This is a genomic window from Herbiconiux sp. (genome assembly GCF_004297105.1).
Classification (GTDB): Bacteria; Actinomycetota; Actinomycetes; order Actinomycetales; family Microbacteriaceae; genus Herbiconiux.
Genome location: NZ_SCVE01000006.1, coordinates 345,674 through 361,148 on the forward strand (window position 1 = coordinate 345,674; position 15,475 = coordinate 361,148).

Below are 15,475 nucleotides of genomic sequence, written 5' to 3' on the forward strand. Positions count from 1 at the left end.
ACTGAAGCTACGCCTGTATCGACGACCGTAGGTTACGACACGCACTGCATCAGATTAACGTCGTGTTACACGGCTGTAATTCGCACTGCTTTTCCTCCGCGCCGCCGCCTCTGCGGCGCGGGCGACCTGCTGCGCAGTCCGTCGTTCCGTGTCGCTGCGCGGCACGGCCCGGCGGCTGTGCAGCCCTGGGTCGTCGAGTACGGCCTGTTTGCGTTGCAGTCACGGCCGGGGCATGCGGCGAACCTCGTTCTGTTCGGTTAGCGAACTACCCGCCTACCCACCGAACCGACGCTGCCGCCTTGAGTAGTCGCGCAACGCGCGGAGGAAGTCGACCTCGCGTACGTCCGGGCCCAGGGCCTCCATGAAGTAGAACTCGCTGTGGGCGCTCTGCCAGAGCATGAAGTCACTGAGTCGCTGTTCACCCGAGGTGCGGATGACCAGGTCGGGGTCGGGCTGGCCGCCCGTGTAGAGGTGCTCGGCGATGATGTCCTGGTCGAGCGCCGCCTCGAGCTCGTCGAGGCCGTGACCGAGCGCCTTGTGCTTCTGGATGATGCTGCGAACGGCATCTTCGATCTCCGTGCGTCCGCCGTAGCCCACCGCGAGGTTCACGTGCAGGCCGGTGTTGTGGGCCGTGCGCGCCTCTGCGCCGTCGAGGGCGGCCACGAGCGGCTCGGGGAGGCCGGCATCCGTTCCCACGTGCTTCACGCGCCAGTCGCGGTAGTGCGAGATGTCGTCGGCGAGATCGGCGATGATCTCGATCAGCTCGGGGAGCTCGTCGCCCGAACGGTTCTTCAGGTTGTCGGTGGAGAGGAGGTAGAGCGTCACGACCTCGATGCCGAGGTCGTCGCACCACACCAGGAATTCGAGGAACTTCGCCGCCCCCGCCCGATGCCCGTGCGCCACCGTCTCGAGCGACCGCTGACGTGCCCAGCGCCGATTGCCGTCGAGGATCATCGCCACGTGCTTCGGCAGCACCGACCCGTCGAGATGCTTGCGGATGCGCCTCTGATAGAGGCGATAGAGGAGCCCCTCCCCGACCTTCTGCTGGCGTTTCGGCACACGCATACGTTACTCGCTCCCGAGGTGCGACTCACTCAGCCGGCGTCGGGGCCGGAGGCGTATTCTGAACCCATGGCCGCGCCCGAGACCCCTGCATCCGCCGACGAGGCGGTCGACACGACCTCTCTCCCGGTCGACGACGGCCCCGACCTGCCGAACATCCCGCTGCTCGACGACGCGCTCGACCATCCACCGGTGGAGCAGAAGCCCACCTGGCGCGGCTGGATCCACGCGGGCACGTTCCCCTTCACCATCGCGGCCGGCATCGTGCTGATCTGCCTCGCGCACGGCGCCCCCGCCAAGTGGGCGAGCGCCGTGTTCATGCTCACCTCGATGCTGCTCTTCGGCAACTCGGCGCTCTACCACCGCATCAACTGGAAGCCGAAGATGAAGCTTCTGTTGAAGCGCATCGACCACGCCAACATCTTCTTGCTGATCGCCGGAACCTACACGCCCATCGCCGTGCTGGCCCTGCCGCCCGCGCAAGGAACGCTGCTCCTCGTGATCGTCTGGTCGGGAGCCCTGCTCGGCATCGGATTCCGCGTGTTCTGGATCGGCGCGCCGCGCTGGCTCTACGTCGTGCTCTACCTGGCACTCGGCTGGGCGGCGGTGATGTACCTCGTCGACATCTTCAACGCCAACGCCGCATCGATGATCCTCGTGATCGTGGGCGGGCTCGCCTACACCCTGGGCGCGGTGGCCTACGGTCTCAAGCGCCCCAACCCGTTCCCCGGGAAGTTCGGGTTCCACGAGATCTTCCACGCGCTGACGGTGGTGGCCTTCGTGTGCCACTGGACCGCCATCCTGCTCCTGGCGATCAACCCGCCGTTCAACGGCTAGGTTCGGGTAGCCGGATACCCGGCTAGGCCTTGGGGCCGTCGGTTCCGGATGCCCCCGAGGCAGTCGTCGCGTCGCCGCTCCCGGCCGCCTTCTGCGCCGCCAGCTCGGACTCGAGCTCGTCGCGCACCTGCGCACGGTAGTTCACCCGGCGCACCCGGCGCACCATGTCGATGATGAGAAGCACGGTGATGACGGCCACGAGGAACGTGACGATGAACCCGATGATGCCCGGCGTGACGGTGTCGGGATCGGGCGTCGTCTCCTCGGCCAGCACCGCCAGGGGTGCGATCGCACTCAGGATGCTCATTCGGAGTCCTCCACACCATCGAACAGATCGGTCTCGTCTTCCGGAACCTCGATACGCGCCTCGGCGAGCTGGAAGTCCTCGAACGGCCAGGCACGCTTCTGCACGTCGTTCGGGTAGAAGAAGAACGGGTGGTCGGGCGCGACCTGGCTGGCGTGCGAGCGCAGCGCGTCATCCCGAACCGCGAAGAACTCACCCGAGGGGATGCTGACGGTCACCCGGTCGGGGCGGTCTTTCATGCGCTCGCGCATCTCGGCCGCTTCGGCGAGGAACGGGTTCTCGGGGTCTTCCTGCTCCAGCAGGCCGAACACCGCGTCGAAGCGGCGCGGGTTCATGATCTGGTCGTAGTAGAGCTTCTGCACCGACCACGCGGGGCCGGCCTCGGGGAGAGCGGATGCATCCGCCGCAGCCTCATAGGCGAAAGCCGAGATCTCGTGGCACCGGATGTGGTCGGCGTGCGGGTAGCCGCCGTTCTCGTCATAGGTCACGAGCACCTGCGGCTTGAACTCGCGGATGAGTTTCACGAGCGGCTGCGCCGAGATCTGCACCGGGATGGCGCCGAAGGAGTTGAACGGCACCGGGTCACCGGATCCGGGCTCCTGGTAGCCGGAGTCGTGGTACCCGAGCCAGCGGTGCTGGAAGCCGACGGCGGCCTGCGCGGCCTCCATCTCGACACGGCGGAGCCCGGCCATGTCGCGTTCGGCCCGGATGCGCGGCTCGAGCGCCTCGTTCAGGATCGAGCCGCGCTCTCCCCCGGTGCAACTGACCACCATGACCTCGACGCCGCGGTCGAGGTAGTAGGCATACGTGGCCGCGCCCTTGCTCGACTCGTCGTCGGGGTGGGCGTGAACGGCCATGAGGCGCAGCGTCAGCGGTCTCAACTCCTCAGTGATGCGATTAGCCTGGTATCAGACCGCTTCAAGCCTAATCGTTCGACCCCGGGAGGATGCCGCGTGACCACCTCCACGCTCGACCAGCGTTACGGCCGCACGCCCGCCCGGCGGGCCCGCCGAAAACTGATCGCCTGGATCGCCGGCATCGCGGCCGCCGTGGTCGTGGTGGCCTGGGTCGTCTGGGCCGGCCTCGACGGGAGCTCGGCCAGCATCGACTCGCAGGACACCGCACACGTCGTGGTCGACTCCCGGAGCGTGCAGGTCGACTTCAACCTCACTCTCCCCCGCGGCGACACCGCGAGCTGCGTGGTGCAGGCGCTCAACGACTCGTTCGCGGTGGTGGGCTGGAAGGTCGTCGACATACCGGCCTCCGACCAGGCGATCCGCTCGTTCAGAGAGACGGTGCGCACCAGCGAACTGGCCTCGACGGGTTTGATTTACGACTGCTGGCTCACATAGGCTTTCCTGATCGTCCGGGCCTCGTCGGCTCGGACGGCCGCATGTTCGAGGGAGTACTCCGATGGCTGACGACACGCACATCACGTGGCTCACGCAGGCCGCGCACGATCGCCTCACCGAAGAACTGGCCGAACTGAGCGGCCCCGCCCGCGAGGAGGTCGTCAAGCGCATCGCGTTGGCGCGCGAAGAGGGCGATCTCAAGGAGAACGGCGGCTACCACGCCGCGAAAGACGAGCAGGGCAAGATCGAGGCCCGCATCCGCCAGCTCACGCAGCTGCTCCGCACGGCCGAGGTGAGCGAGACGCCCCAGAGCCACGGCACGGTCGAGGTGGGCGTGGTCGTCACTGCGCTGGTCGCGGGCGGCGAAGAACGGTTCCTGCTCGGCAGCCGCGAGATCGCGGGCGGTGCCGATCTCGACGTCTACAGCGAGCAGAGCCCGCTCGGAGAAGCGATCCTCGGTCTGAAGATCGGCGAGAAGACGACCTACACCGCGCCCAACGGCCGCGACATCACGGTGGAGATCACCGACGTGCAGACCTTCGAAGGCTGAGTTCGCCGAAGCCGAACTGGCCCCGCTGAGCGGCTGCTCCACGGCGCCGGAGCCACCACCCCGCCAGCACGATGGCCACGGCCACGGCCAAGGAGATGCGCGTGGCCACGATGCCGTACACGAGCAGTCCGGTCGTGAGCGCGGCCGGCACGGCCAGCCACTCCCACCGGCGGCTGAGCACGATGAACGGGATGATGAGCAAGGCGTACCAGGCGTAGTGCGGGCTCAGCACCAGCAGAACCGTGCCGATCAGCACGACCTGCGCGGTCCAGGGAGCCCTCGGATCCGCTTTCCACCAGCAGAGTGCCGCCACCACGGCGATGACGAGAACCGCCACCGCGAGCGCGATCGGGCCGGGCAGCACGAGGGAGAGCAGCGCGAAGCGCGATCCGTCATCGAAGCCCTCTTCGCTGAGGTAGCCGGGGAGGTAGCCGATCACCTGGAGACCGGATGAGAGCACATACGGCACATAGAGCAGGGCGAAGGTGCCGACGGCCACCAGGATGACGGTCCAGGGCCTCTTCTTCAGCAGGGGCGGCGCCACGATCACGGGCACGAGCTTCGTGGCGATGGCGGCGCCGAGAGCGATGCCGCCCCACACCCGCCGACCCGAGGCGATGAGCAGGCTCGCACCGAGGGCGAGCAGAACACCGAGCACATCGACGTGGGAGTTCGTGATGGCCTCGGTCGCCACGAACGGCGACCAGGCCCAGAGCGCGACCCACCGCACATCCGCGCGCCGGCGGAGGAGATGCACCAGGAGCATCGCGGTGACGGAGAGGGAGATGAGCAGGCCGCCGACCTGGAACGGCCAGTACTCCGCCGTCGCCGGAACGGGCGCACGGACCGCCGCGAAGTAGATCTCGGCGAGCGGCGGATAGATGGTGGGCACCTGCGGGCGGTTGATCGCCGTGCACAGCGGCTCCCCCGAAGGCACGGACGTGGTGCCGTCGACCCGCGTGATCTGGCACACCGGGTAGCCGTTCACATCCGTCGCTGCCGTGCTGAAGAGCCAGTTCGGGCGCAGCTCGGCCAGTTCGTCGGCCACCGGAACGTGCTCGTAGGGCGAGATGCCGGCATCGGCGACGATGCCGTCCCAGGCGTAGCGCGCCGAGTCGGTGCTGGTGTTCGGGGGGCCGAGGAGGGCGGCACCACCGACGAGCACGGATCCGCCGATCACGAGAGCCAGGGCCGCCCGGCGCGGCACCCGGCGAAGGAGCACGAAGGCTGCGGCGAAGAGGAGCCAGGCCAGGGCGGTGGTGGCCACGAACCAGGGATCGTCGCCGTCGAACACCTGGAGTTCGCGGGCCTGGTAGCCCACCACGACCGCGACGCCGACGACCAGGAGAGCCGTCGCGGCGATCAGGAGGATGCGGGGCATGGGCTGCTCTCGGTGGTCAGGGGCAAGGATGCCCACTCAAGAATGGCCCGTCGCGGTGTGCGACGGGCCATTCCGAGGTGAATCTGCTGTGCGGTGCGGTGGATTACTTGGTGTTCACCGTGATCTTGGCGACTCCGACGAGGAGGCCTTCCTTGACGGCGTCGGTACCGAACGTGCTGTTCAGCAGGTCGGCGGCGTCAGCGGAGATGTGCACCGTGGTGCCCTCGAGGATCGCGGTGTCACCGGAGGTCTGCAGCGGCTTCAGGGTCGAACCGTCGAGGTCGAACAGGAAGGCCTGCTCGACGGCGACCTCGCCGTTGACGGAGACGTCACCGAAGAGCTGCGACGTGCCGGGGTCGATGGTGAAGTTCGTCAGGTCGACGACGGTCGAACCGGCGGTGAGGGACAGACCCGAACCGTCGTGCTCGATGGAACCCTGGACGTAGGGACGGTAGTCCGAAGCCGGGTCGTAGTAGTCGACGTTTCCACCCGTGATCGGGAAGGCGAGCACACCATCGGTGAGGGTGGCGGTGCCGACCACACCGGGGGTGAGGCCGAGGCTCGTGAGAGCGTCGAGGAAGCCGGCGTCGACGGCGACCTGGGTGTCGACACCCGACAGCGCGGGGATCGAGGCGATGGGCTCGGGGGTGGCGCTCGCCGACGACGACGAACCGGAGCCGGACGAGGTGTCCGTGGTGTTGCTGTTCGAGCAGGCCGCCAGCGAGAAAGCGAGGAGACCGGCAGCGGCAATTCCGAGTGTGGCTTTTGCGATGTTTCGCATGATGTGCATTCCTTCGTTCGAGTGGAGTTGTGATTGCCAGGCACATTGGGTTCGCCACCCCCCGCTGATCCGATTGGTCCGAATTTCAAGATTGTTCGCACATTCCGGCTTTGACCTGTTAGATGAGCACATGCAACGACTGCTCAACTCGATGCGCAAAGCGCTCGTATCCCCTGAACGGAATACCCGGTCAGCGGTCGTTTTAGGACGCCTTCTCGGTATCGCTTTCGTGGTCTGTTTCGGTACAGGTGTGTACAGCCATTTCCTGCAGGAACCTCTTTCGTGGATGCGTTTCCCGACCTTCCCCTCACAGCTCTACCAGTTCACCCAGGGCCTCCACATCACCGCCGGCATCGCGTGTTTCCCCCTCATCCTGGGCAAGCTCTACACGGTGTATCCGCAGCTGTTCCAGACCCCTCCGATCCGCGGATTCGGTCATATGCTCGCGCGGGCATCCATCGCTCTCTTCGTCGGTTCGTCGCTCGTGCAGCTCGCGATCGGCCTGCTGAACACCTACCAGTGGTACCCGTTCCCGTTCAATTTCAAGCAGGTGCACTACGCACTGGCATTCGTGATCATCGGATCGCTCGCCATCCACATCGGGGTGAAACTGCCCCTCATCCAGAGGTACTGGCGGCGAAACTCGGAGGCCACCGTCGAGCTGCTCGGGCGGGACTCGAACGATCTGCTCGACCCGGTTCCCGAGTCGGGTTCCTCCCCCGCGCCCGAGGTCGTCGGCGGGTTCACCGGCCGTCTCTTCCGGTGGATCGACGGCACGCCGCAGGCCGAGCGGGGTGTGAGCCGCCGCGGCTTCTTCGCCGCGATCGGCGTGTCCACCGTGGCCGTGGTGACGTTCACCGCCGGTCAGTCGTTCGCCGTGTTCAAGCCCTTCAACCTGTTCGCCCCCCGCGCGAAGGACATCGGGCCGCAGGGACTGCCGATCAACCGCACGGCCGAGGCCGCGCAGGTCACCGAGACGGCCGTGTCTGCCGACTGGGTGCTCTCGGTGATCGCGGGAGGCGCCACCACCACGTTCACCCGCGCCGAATTGCTGCGCCTTCCTCAGACGGCCGTCTCACTGCCGATCGCCTGTGTCGAAGGATGGAGCCAGCTCGCCGACTGGAAGGGGGTGCGGATGCGCGACCTCCTCGCCGCGGCGGGTGCCCCGAGCGACCAGCGACTGATGGTGCAGAGCCTCGAGAAGGAGGGCGGCTACCGCACCACGGAGATGGGCGCGGAGTACGTGGGCGACGACCTCACCCTCGTGGCACTCGAACTGAACGGTTCCACCCTCGACATCCAGCACGGGTATCCGGCGCGCATCATCGCACCCGGGCGGCCCGGAGTGCTGCAGACGAAATGGCTGAGCTCACTGGAGGTGAGCGCATGACGCGCGCACGCATCATCCTGATCGCCGTGGGAGTGCTCGGCCTGGGAGTCGGCGCACTGACGATGGTGAACGACGTCGAGTTCAGCCAGATCATCGGGGTGGGGATCTGGATCGTGGGGGCCATCGTGATCCACGACGCGATCCTGTCGCCCATCCTCCTCGGTATCGATGTGCTGATGAGGCGTTCGGGCAGGCGGGTGTCGCTCGGGGTGATCGTGATCATCCAGGTGGGGATCGTGGTGGGGGCGATCATGAGCCTGCTCGTCGTTCCCGAGATCTACGCCACGACGCTGGGCACCCAGAACGAGACGGTGCTGCCCCTCGACTACGGGCTGCATCTGGCGCTCTACTGGCTCGCGACGGCGGCCCTCACCGCCGCGGCCTGCCTCGTGTACCTGCGGATCATGCGGCGTCGCCTACGGGCGTAGCGCACACCGGCGCGAGGAACACTGAAAGGGCCCCTGCTGACCGGGGGCTCCCCCGGTCAGCAGGAGCCCCCGGTCAGCAGGAGCGTGCGCTCAGGCGGCGTCGACCGCGGCCGTGAGGGCGAGGAAGGTGCTCGCGAAGCGGGTCTGGGGCGCGAGCGCGGCCACGTCGAAGGCGTCGTCGACCGTGTCGATGTCGTTCGCCTCGGCGAGGAGGCCCACGCGGTGGCCGGCGAGACGCAGGGCGGCGAGCTGGAGCGCTCCGGTGTCGTCTCGGGAGGTGGGCACGCCACGCAGCACGGAACCGTCGGGGTCGCGCATCGCGAGGCCCCACCAGCCGCCATCGGAGGCCGGGCCGAACCAGGCGTCGATGTCATCGGGCCACTCGCTCAGCATCGGTTCGAGGTGGGCACGGGTGAGCTGGGGGGTGTCCATGCCGATGAGCAGCATGGGTCCGTCGATCTCGTCGAAGATGGCTCCGAGGCGCACATCCAGGTCGCCCTCGACCTGGGGGATGATGTCGAAGCCGCGGGCCGAGCGTGGCGGCCGTGTTCCCGCGAAGGCGATGACGCGGCGGGTGGCCGGGAGGGAACGCACGAACTCGAGTGTGTCGTCGAGGCTGGCTGCGGCGACCTCGGCCGCCTGCGCCAGGGTGAGCGGCGGGTGCAGCCGGGTCTTGACCCGTCCGGGGATGCATTCCTTCGCAATGACCACGATCGTGAGCATGAGACCCTCCGTTTCTCAGGTGACCCCGCTGTTCGGTCCACCGTACGTCTCTCCTGCTGTTCGGAGGAGCGGGTCGTGCCGGATTGTTCGGGCAGGGAACGCGCCCGCCGAACCGCATAAGAAAACGGCCCTTCATCGACATAGTGTGGATGAAGGGCCGTTTTCTTATGCGGTTCGTCAGGCTCGCGGTCGGCTTCGCTCTTCGCGGAGCAGCGCCGACATGTCTTTGACGGCGGTGATGGTTCCCCGCAGGGTTCCGGTGACCTTCGAGCGGCCGACCCGCGGCGAATAGGGCGCGTCGATCTCGCGGATGATCCAGCCCTCGCCGTTCGCACGGAGCAGCATCTCGAGCGGATAGCCGCTTCGCCGGTCCTTCAGGTCGAGCCCGAGCAGGCCTTCGCGCCGGGCCGCCCTCATCGGGCCGAGGTCGCGCACGACGATGTGCGCGCGACGGCGGATGAGAAAGGCGAGCGCACGATTGGCGAAGCGCGCGTGCAGCGGCCAGGCGCCGCGCGTGGTGGGCCAGCGGCGGCCGAGCACCAGGTCGGCCTCGCCGTGCTCCACGAACGCCACCAGGGTGGGGAGGTGGGCGGGGTCCATCGAGGCATCCGCGTCGCAGAACGCCACGATCGGCGCGGTCGCCGCGAGCAGCCCGGCGTGGGCGGCCGAGCCGAAACCGCGGCGTGACTCGGTGACCACGGTGGCGCCGGCGGCCCGGGCCACTGCGGCCGAGTCATCCGTCGAGCCGTTGTCGACGACGATCGCACGGTAGCCCTCCGGCAGCCGCGACAGCACCCAGGGCAGGGCGCCCTCCTCGTTGAGGCACGGCAGAACGACGTCGACGGATGCGGGCATCCTCCGAGAATAGGGTGCGTCACGCGATCCCGCTGCCACCGAGACCTCGGCCCGCATCGTCGAGTCGCCCGCGACCGACCAGGCCCCGCGCTGCCCCGCCGCGTCGACTCACCGAGCCCGCAGGGCGCGAACGCGAACTCGGCCGCGACAGGGGTTCGGATCTCCCGCGTCAGCTCGCCGGCGCGCGGAGAGGAGCGGATGCGAACTCCCGCATCCCTTCGGCGAAGTCGACCGACGGCCGCCAGCCGAGTTCGTCACGGAGTCGCGCCGACGACGCCGTGATGTGCCGCACGTCGCCCAGCCGGTACTCCCCCGTCACGAGGGGCGGCAGGCCTCCCGAGCAGCGGCTCAGCTCGGCCGCCATGTCACCGATGGTGTGCACGGTGCCGCTGCCGACGTTGTAGGCGCGGTAGGTCGCGGGCTCCGAGGCGTCGGTGGCCTCGATCGCCGCGAGGTTGGCTGAGGCGACATCCCGCACGTGCACGAAGTCGCGCCGCTGGGCGCCGTCTTCGAACACCCGGGGTGCCTCGCCGCGCGCGATCGCCGAGCGGAAGAGCGAGGCGACACCCGCGTAGGGCGTGTTCTGCGGCATCCCCGGGCCGTAGACGTTGTGGTAGCGCAAGCCGATGGCGCGACCCCCGGTGGAGCGCGCCCACGACGATGCGAGGAACTCCTGCGCCAGCTTGCTCGTGGCATATACGTTGCGAGGGTCGAGCGGCTCGTCTTCGGTGATCAGCTCGGGGACGAGCGACTCATCGGTCTCGGGATCGCGCGGCTCGAACTCCCCCGCGTCGAGGTCGGCGGCACGGCGCGGCAGCGGGCGCACCCGTCCGCGCGAGCTGCGGTAGGCACCCTCGCCGTATACCACCATCGACGAGGCGAAGACGTAGCGCCCGATGCCGGCGCGGGTCATCTCGGCCAGCAGCACCGCGGTGCCGAGGTCGTTCGACCCCACGTAATCGGGAGCATCGAAGAAATCGACGCCCAGCCCCACCTTGCCGGCCTGGTGGCACACCACATCGACGTCGCGGAGAGCGCCGGCCGCGGTGCCGGGATCGCGCACGTCGCCGAGCACGAACTCCGCGCGGGGGTCGACGCCGGATGCGGGCACATCCTGCCGTGGCCCGTGCACGTCTTCCCGCAGCGAATCGAGCACCCGCACCCTCCAGCCCGCGTCGAGCGCCTGTGCGACCACAGCCGAGCCGATGAATCCCGCGCCACCCGTGACCAGCAGTCTCGACATCCGCACTCTCTTCCTCGTTCGAGTCACAGCATCCCACAATCGATCGCGAGCGCCGCGCCGAATAGGAGGCATGACCTCCCCACCCGCGCCGGCACGCTCGCCCCGGGCGAGCCCGCTCTCGTGGGCACCCGCCTATGCTCTCGGCGCCCTCGACGCCGACGAACTGCGCGAGTTCGAGGCTCTGCTCGCCGTATCGCCCCGCATCCGCACCGAGGTCGAGACCTTCGCCGCGGTGACCGCCGCGCTGGCTCTCCTCGCCCTGCCGGTGTCACCGGGTGCGACGCTCAAGCAGGCCGTGATGACCTCCCTCTGAGTCGCGGGCGGCCTACTGCTCCACCCGAACCTCGTAGCCCGCGTCGCGCAGCTTCGAGATGACCTGGTCGCGATGGTCGGGGCCGCGGGTCTCGATGTGCAGCTCGAGCTCGACCTGGCTGATCTGCAGGCCCTTGCCGTGTCGGGTGTGCTGCACCTCCACCACGTTGGCATTGGCCTCGGCGACGAGCTCGGCCGTGCGGGCCAGCTGACCCGGCCGGTCGGGCAGCATGATGCGCAGCTTGAGGTAGCGCTCGGATGCGGCGAGGCCGTGACTGATCACGCGCTGCATGAGCAGCGGGTCGATGTTGCCCCCGGACAGCACCACGACGGTGGTGCCCGAGTTCGTGATCTGCCCGGAGAGGATGGCGGCGACGCCCACGGCGCCCGCCGGCTCCACGACCTGCTTCGCCCGCTCGAGCAGCACGAGCAGCGCTCGCGCGGTGTCGGCCTCCGAGACGGTGACCACCTCGTCGACCAGCTCACGGATGATCTCGAAGTTCAGGATGCCCGGCTTCGACACCTGGATGCCGTCGGCGATGGTGGGCGACGTGACGATCTCCGTCGGCGTTCCGGCTTCGAGGGAGGGCGGGTACGCGGCCGCGTTCGCCGCCTGCACCCCGATCACGCGCACGGTGCGGCCCTCGGCCGCCGCACGCTGTTTCACGGCGCTGGCCACGCCGGAGATGAGTCCGCCGCCGCCGATGGGAACGATGATGGTGTCGGCATCCGGAACCTGGTCGAGCACCTCGAGGCCCAACGTGCCCTGCCCCGTGACGACGTCGATGTGGTCGAACGGCGGGATGACCACGGCGCCAGTGGCCTGCGAGAACTCGGCCGCAGCGCGAAGCGCCTCCTCCACCGAGTGGCCGCGGAGGATGACGTCGGCGCCGTAGTGGCGCGTTGCCTGCAGCTTCGGCAGCGGGACGCCGATCGGCATGAAGATGGTGGCCTTGATGCCGAGCTCGCGCGCCGCGAACGCCACACCCTGGGCGTGGTTTCCGGCCGAGGCCGCCACGACACCGGCCGCCTTCTCGGCATCGGTGAGGCTCGAGATGCGGTTGTACGCGCCGCGGATCTTGTAGGAGCCGGTGCGCTGCAGGTTCTCGCACTTGAGGTGCACCGGCGACCCGATGAAGTCGGCGAGGTAGCGCGACGACTCCATCGGGGTGACCTGCGCCACGATGCCCACCTTCTCGCGGGCTCGCTCGATGTCGGCCAGCGTGGGGCCGGCGAAGGTCGTCTTGGACTCAGCCATTCGGGGATGCCTCTTTCGGGAGGGTGGGTTCGGTGACGGGTGGGGAGGGCGGCGCGGCGTCGTGCGGCGGCACATCCCGCGGCGGCTCATCGCCCGGCGGCGGCTCGTCGCCCGGCGGCGGCTCATCGCCCGGCGGCGGGGCGAGCCCGGCGGGTGGGGTGCGCCAGCTCCCGCCGGCGACATAGTTGACCATCACATTGACCGTGGCGACCACGGGCACGGCGAAGAAGGCGCCCGCGATTCCGGCCACCATCGACCCGCCGGCCACAGCGAGCACCACGGCGAGCGGATGCACCTTCACGGCGGTGCCCATCACCAGCGGCTGGAGAACGTGGCCTTCGATCTGCTGCACGAGCAGAACGACACCGAGCATGATGAGGGCGACGACCCAGCCGTTGTAGACGAGCGCGATGAACACGGCCACCGTGCCGGTGACCACGGCGCCGATGATCGGGATGAACGAGCCGAGGAACACCAGGACACCGATGGGGATGGCGAGCGGCACTCCGAGGATCGCCGCACCGATGGCGATACCGAGCGCGTCGACCGAGGCCACCAGGATCTGCACCTTCACGAAGTTCTGCAGCGTGCGCCACCCGGCCTTGCCCGCGCCGTCCGTGGCCGCGCGGGCCTTGCGCGGGAAGAGCCGCACGATCCAGGCCCAGATGCGCTCCCCGTCGATCAGGATGAACAGGGTCGAGAAGAGGGTGAGCAGCACGCCCGCGAGCACGTGCCCGATGCTCGACCCGAGCGCTGCGGCACCGGAGAGGAGTGCCTGGCTGTCTTGCTGGATGGCGGCCCAGGCCTGTGCGACATAGGCGTTGAAGTCGGCCTCGGAGATCTGCAGCGGGCCGTCGGCGAGGAACGACTTGAGGTCGTTGTAGGAGTTGATGGTCTGTTGCCGCAGGTCGTCGAAGCCCGACGAGACCTGGGTGGCCACGAGGAAGATCAGTCCGGCGACCACCACGAGGGTGCCGATCTCGGCCGTCGCGATGGCGAGCCACTTGGGCCACGTACGGCGCACCAGGAAGTTCTTGAACGGCACGAGCAACGCCGAGAGCACCACGGCCACGAGCAGCGGGATGATGAGCAGTCGTAGCTGGATGATGAAGAAGATCAGCACCGCGAGAACGCCCAGCACCAGGAGGATGCGCCACGACCAGGCCGCCGCGATCTGCATGCCGCGCGGAACGGAGGGATCCGCTGCGGGACCTCGCTCCGAGTCAGACATGTGCCAATTCTAGGAGTGGACGTATGCACGCGCTCGCATGCGGTTCACAGTCGCCGGGGCGCCCTTCGGCGGCGACGTCGACGTATCCCGGATGTCGGCGGTGCTCGCTAAGGTCGTAGACGATGGTCGACACGATTTCACCCGCACTGGCGCGCCGCATCGGGCTGGCCGCACAGGGCTTCGGCACGACGCCGGCGTCGCCGGCCGCACCGGGCACGCCGGCCGGCACTCGCCAGTTCAATCTGCTGCTGCGCCGTCTGGCGCTCCTCCAGATCGACTCGGTGAACGTCTATGAGCGCAGTCACTATCAACCGGTGTTCGCCCGGCTCGGCCATTACGACAAGGCGCTGCTCGACAAACTCACCTACGGCAGGTCGGTCACCGAGTACTGGGCGCACGAGGCATCCTTCCTCCCGCTCGAGTCGCTTCCGCTGATGGACTGGCGCAAGGCCGACTACCGGCAGTACTACGCCGACCGTCCCGACTCCTGGGGTGCCTCGAACGAGTCGACGCTCGCGTGGCTGCGGGCGGAGCTTGCTGCTCACGGCCCCTTGCGGGCGAGCGACATCGAGCACGAGTCGAACAAGCGGCAGGGGCCGTGGTGGGGCTGGTCGGATGTGAAGCGTGGGCTCGAGACGATGTTCCGCCAGGGCGACGTGGTGTCGGCGGGTCGCACCCGATTCGAGCGCCGGTACGCACTGCCCGAGCAGGTGCTGCCGGACGACATCCTGAACGCCTCGGTGTCACGGGAAGACGCGCAGACGCAGCTGATGTCACTGTCGGCGCGCGCACACGGCATCGGCACGCTCGGCGATCTGGCCGACTACTTCCGGCTGAAGCAGGCCGACGCTCTCGCAGCGGCACTGCGGCTCGAAGAGATGGGCGAGCTCATCCCGGTGACGGTGCCGGGGTGGCCGAAGCGGGCGTGGCTGCATCGGGATGCCCGCCTGCCTCGCCGCATCTCGGCTGCCGCGCTGCTCTCGCCCTTCGACCCGGTGGTGTGGGAGCGGGCCAGGGCCCTGCGCATGTTCGACTTCCACTACCGCATCGAGATCTACACACCGCAACCCAAGCGCGTCTACGGGTACTACACGCTGCCCGTGCTGATCGACGACCGCATCCCGGCCCGCATCGACCTGAAGAGCGACCGCCAGGCCGGTGTGCTGCGCGTGCAGTCGGCCTGGGCCGAGCCCTCGCTGCTGGCCGACGACGTGCCGCGTATCGCCGCACTCCTGCGCAGTGCCGCCGCCTGGCAGGGGCTGCCGGGCGACATCGTGGTGGCCGAGCGGGGCACGCTCGCGTCGGCGCTGCGCGCCGAGCTCGCTGGTGCTGGTCGCGGTTGATTCTGTGCTTCGCGCAGAATCAACCGGCGCCGCCGGTCCTTGCCCGGCGGCGCGCGACATGCTGCGCGCATGCCAGAACGCGCCGTGCCGCTTGCGCGGCGCGGCCCGCCCTGGCGTGCGTGCAGCCTTACCGCGGCGAGTACGGCCCCCGGTTCTCGGTCGCGTGACCGGGTAACTACGTGAATGAAGCAGACCGGGGCCGTATAGGGGGTCGGTCTGCCGCATTTGCGTAGTTACACGGTGGGGACGCGTCGGTTTCACTGCCAGAACCACCTCACGCGCGTGAAAACCGGAGGCCGCGCTCGACGACCCAAGGTGAGCGCGTCGCCGCGCGCTGGAGCTGGGGGCGACGATCCGGTGGATCGTCGCTGCGACGCCAGCGCCGAGCGAGCTGCGCTCGCTCGGTTTCAGAGGGAGGCACGCGA

The 15,475-nt window shown here is 68.6% G+C and carries 17 protein-coding genes; 7 read left to right on the plus strand and 10 right to left on the minus strand.

Annotated features, from left to right (window positions below):
* Positions 1-273: 273 nt before the first annotated feature.
* Positions 274-1,059 carry an isoprenyl transferase gene (locus EPO52_RS03095; RefSeq protein ID WP_290801731.1) on the minus strand — a complete coding sequence of 262 codons (786 nt, stop codon included), beginning with the start codon at positions 1,057-1,059 and terminating at the stop codon, positions 274-276.
* A gap of 72 nt (positions 1,060-1,131) precedes the next feature.
* Between EPO52_RS03095 and EPO52_RS03100 the strand changes: the two genes are divergently transcribed.
* Complete coding sequence (locus EPO52_RS03100) at positions 1,132-1,899, plus strand: hemolysin III family protein (RefSeq protein WP_290801734.1); 768 nt, start codon at positions 1,132-1,134, stop codon at positions 1,897-1,899.
* Between the two features lie 22 nt (positions 1,900-1,921).
* Here the strand turns inward: EPO52_RS03100 and EPO52_RS03105 are convergent, their stop codons facing one another.
* Together EPO52_RS03105 and mca are read right to left on the minus strand one after the other, a co-directional pair.
* Positions 1,922-2,206 carry a hypothetical protein gene (locus EPO52_RS03105; RefSeq protein ID WP_290801735.1) on the minus strand — a complete coding sequence of 95 codons (285 nt, stop codon included), beginning with the start codon at positions 2,204-2,206 and terminating at the stop codon, positions 1,922-1,924.
* On the minus strand, positions 2,203-3,060 hold the full coding sequence (gene mca, locus EPO52_RS03110) for a mycothiol conjugate amidase Mca (RefSeq protein ID WP_290801738.1): 858 nt from the start codon (positions 3,058-3,060) through the stop codon (positions 2,203-2,205). The genes EPO52_RS03105 and mca overlap by 4 nt, the downstream gene beginning before the upstream one ends.
* A gap of 96 nt (positions 3,061-3,156) precedes the next feature.
* On the opposite strand from mca, the gene EPO52_RS03115 reads away from it, so the two are divergent.
* Entirely contained in the window at positions 3,157-3,555 is a 399-nt protein-coding gene (locus tag EPO52_RS03115) for a DUF4307 domain-containing protein (RefSeq protein ID WP_290801741.1), read from the plus strand.
* 61 nt (positions 3,556-3,616) lie between these two features.
* Entirely contained in the window at positions 3,617-4,105 is a 489-nt protein-coding gene (greA, locus tag EPO52_RS03120; protein WP_290801743.1) for a transcription elongation factor GreA, read from the plus strand.
* On the opposite strand, the gene EPO52_RS03125 is transcribed toward greA, so the two are convergent.
* Positions 4,077-5,486, minus strand: coding sequence for a glycosyltransferase family 87 protein (locus tag EPO52_RS03125; RefSeq protein WP_290801746.1), 1,410 nt, complete (start codon positions 5,484-5,486; stop codon positions 4,077-4,079). The genes greA and EPO52_RS03125 overlap by 29 nt on opposite strands.
* 103 nt (positions 5,487-5,589) lie before the next feature.
* Positions 5,590-6,267: a hypothetical protein gene (locus tag EPO52_RS03130; RefSeq protein WP_290801748.1), complete on the minus strand. Its 678-nt coding sequence runs from the start codon at positions 6,265-6,267 to the stop codon at positions 5,590-5,592.
* A gap of 286 nt (positions 6,268-6,553) precedes the next feature.
* Between EPO52_RS03130 and EPO52_RS03135 the strand changes: the two genes are divergently transcribed.
* Together EPO52_RS03135 and EPO52_RS03140 are read left to right on the plus strand one after the other, a co-directional pair.
* Positions 6,554-7,657 carry a molybdopterin-dependent oxidoreductase gene (locus EPO52_RS03135; protein WP_290801750.1) on the plus strand — a complete coding sequence of 368 codons (1,104 nt, stop codon included), beginning with the start codon at positions 6,554-6,556 and terminating at the stop codon, positions 7,655-7,657.
* Complete coding sequence (locus EPO52_RS03140) at positions 7,654-8,085, plus strand: hypothetical protein (protein WP_290801753.1); 432 nt, start codon at positions 7,654-7,656, stop codon at positions 8,083-8,085. The genes EPO52_RS03135 and EPO52_RS03140 overlap by 4 nt, the downstream gene beginning before the upstream one ends.
* A 90-nt stretch (positions 8,086-8,175) precedes the next feature.
* Here the strand turns inward: EPO52_RS03140 and EPO52_RS03145 are convergent, their stop codons facing one another.
* The 3 genes from EPO52_RS03145 to EPO52_RS03155 all read right to left on the minus strand — a co-directional run bounded on the left by EPO52_RS03145 (position 8,176) and on the right by EPO52_RS03155 (position 10,906).
* Positions 8,176-8,808 carry a DUF2064 domain-containing protein gene (locus EPO52_RS03145; protein WP_290801755.1) on the minus strand — a complete coding sequence of 211 codons (633 nt, stop codon included), beginning with the start codon at positions 8,806-8,808 and terminating at the stop codon, positions 8,176-8,178.
* 177 nt (positions 8,809-8,985) lie between these two features.
* Positions 8,986-9,663 carry a glycosyltransferase family 2 protein gene (locus EPO52_RS03150; RefSeq protein ID WP_290801757.1) on the minus strand — a complete coding sequence of 226 codons (678 nt, stop codon included), beginning with the start codon at positions 9,661-9,663 and terminating at the stop codon, positions 8,986-8,988.
* Between the two features lie 169 nt (positions 9,664-9,832).
* Positions 9,833-10,906, minus strand: coding sequence for an NAD-dependent epimerase/dehydratase family protein (locus EPO52_RS03155; protein ID WP_290801759.1), 1,074 nt, complete (start codon positions 10,904-10,906; stop codon positions 9,833-9,835).
* A gap of 70 nt (positions 10,907-10,976) precedes the next feature.
* On the opposite strand from EPO52_RS03155, the gene EPO52_RS03160 reads away from it, so the two are divergent.
* Positions 10,977-11,219 carry a hypothetical protein gene (locus EPO52_RS03160; protein ID WP_290801762.1) on the plus strand — a complete coding sequence of 81 codons (243 nt, stop codon included), beginning with the start codon at positions 10,977-10,979 and terminating at the stop codon, positions 11,217-11,219.
* 12 nt (positions 11,220-11,231) lie between these two features.
* Here the strand turns inward: EPO52_RS03160 and ilvA are convergent, their stop codons facing one another.
* Together ilvA and EPO52_RS03170 are read right to left on the minus strand one after the other, a co-directional pair.
* Positions 11,232-12,476 (minus strand): threonine ammonia-lyase, encoded by a 1,245-nt coding sequence (gene ilvA, locus EPO52_RS03165; protein WP_290801764.1) that lies wholly within the window; start codon positions 12,474-12,476, stop codon positions 11,232-11,234.
* Positions 12,469-13,707: an AI-2E family transporter gene (locus EPO52_RS03170; protein WP_290801767.1), complete on the minus strand. Its 1,239-nt coding sequence runs from the start codon at positions 13,705-13,707 to the stop codon at positions 12,469-12,471. The genes ilvA and EPO52_RS03170 overlap by 8 nt, the downstream gene beginning before the upstream one ends.
* 122 nt (positions 13,708-13,829) lie before the next feature.
* Here EPO52_RS03170 and EPO52_RS03175 point away from each other — a divergent pair, with 122 nt between their 5' ends.
* Complete coding sequence (locus tag EPO52_RS03175; RefSeq protein ID WP_290801769.1) at positions 13,830-15,050, plus strand: crosslink repair DNA glycosylase YcaQ family protein; 1,221 nt, start codon at positions 13,830-13,832, stop codon at positions 15,048-15,050.
* Positions 15,051-15,475: the final 425 nt, after the last annotated feature.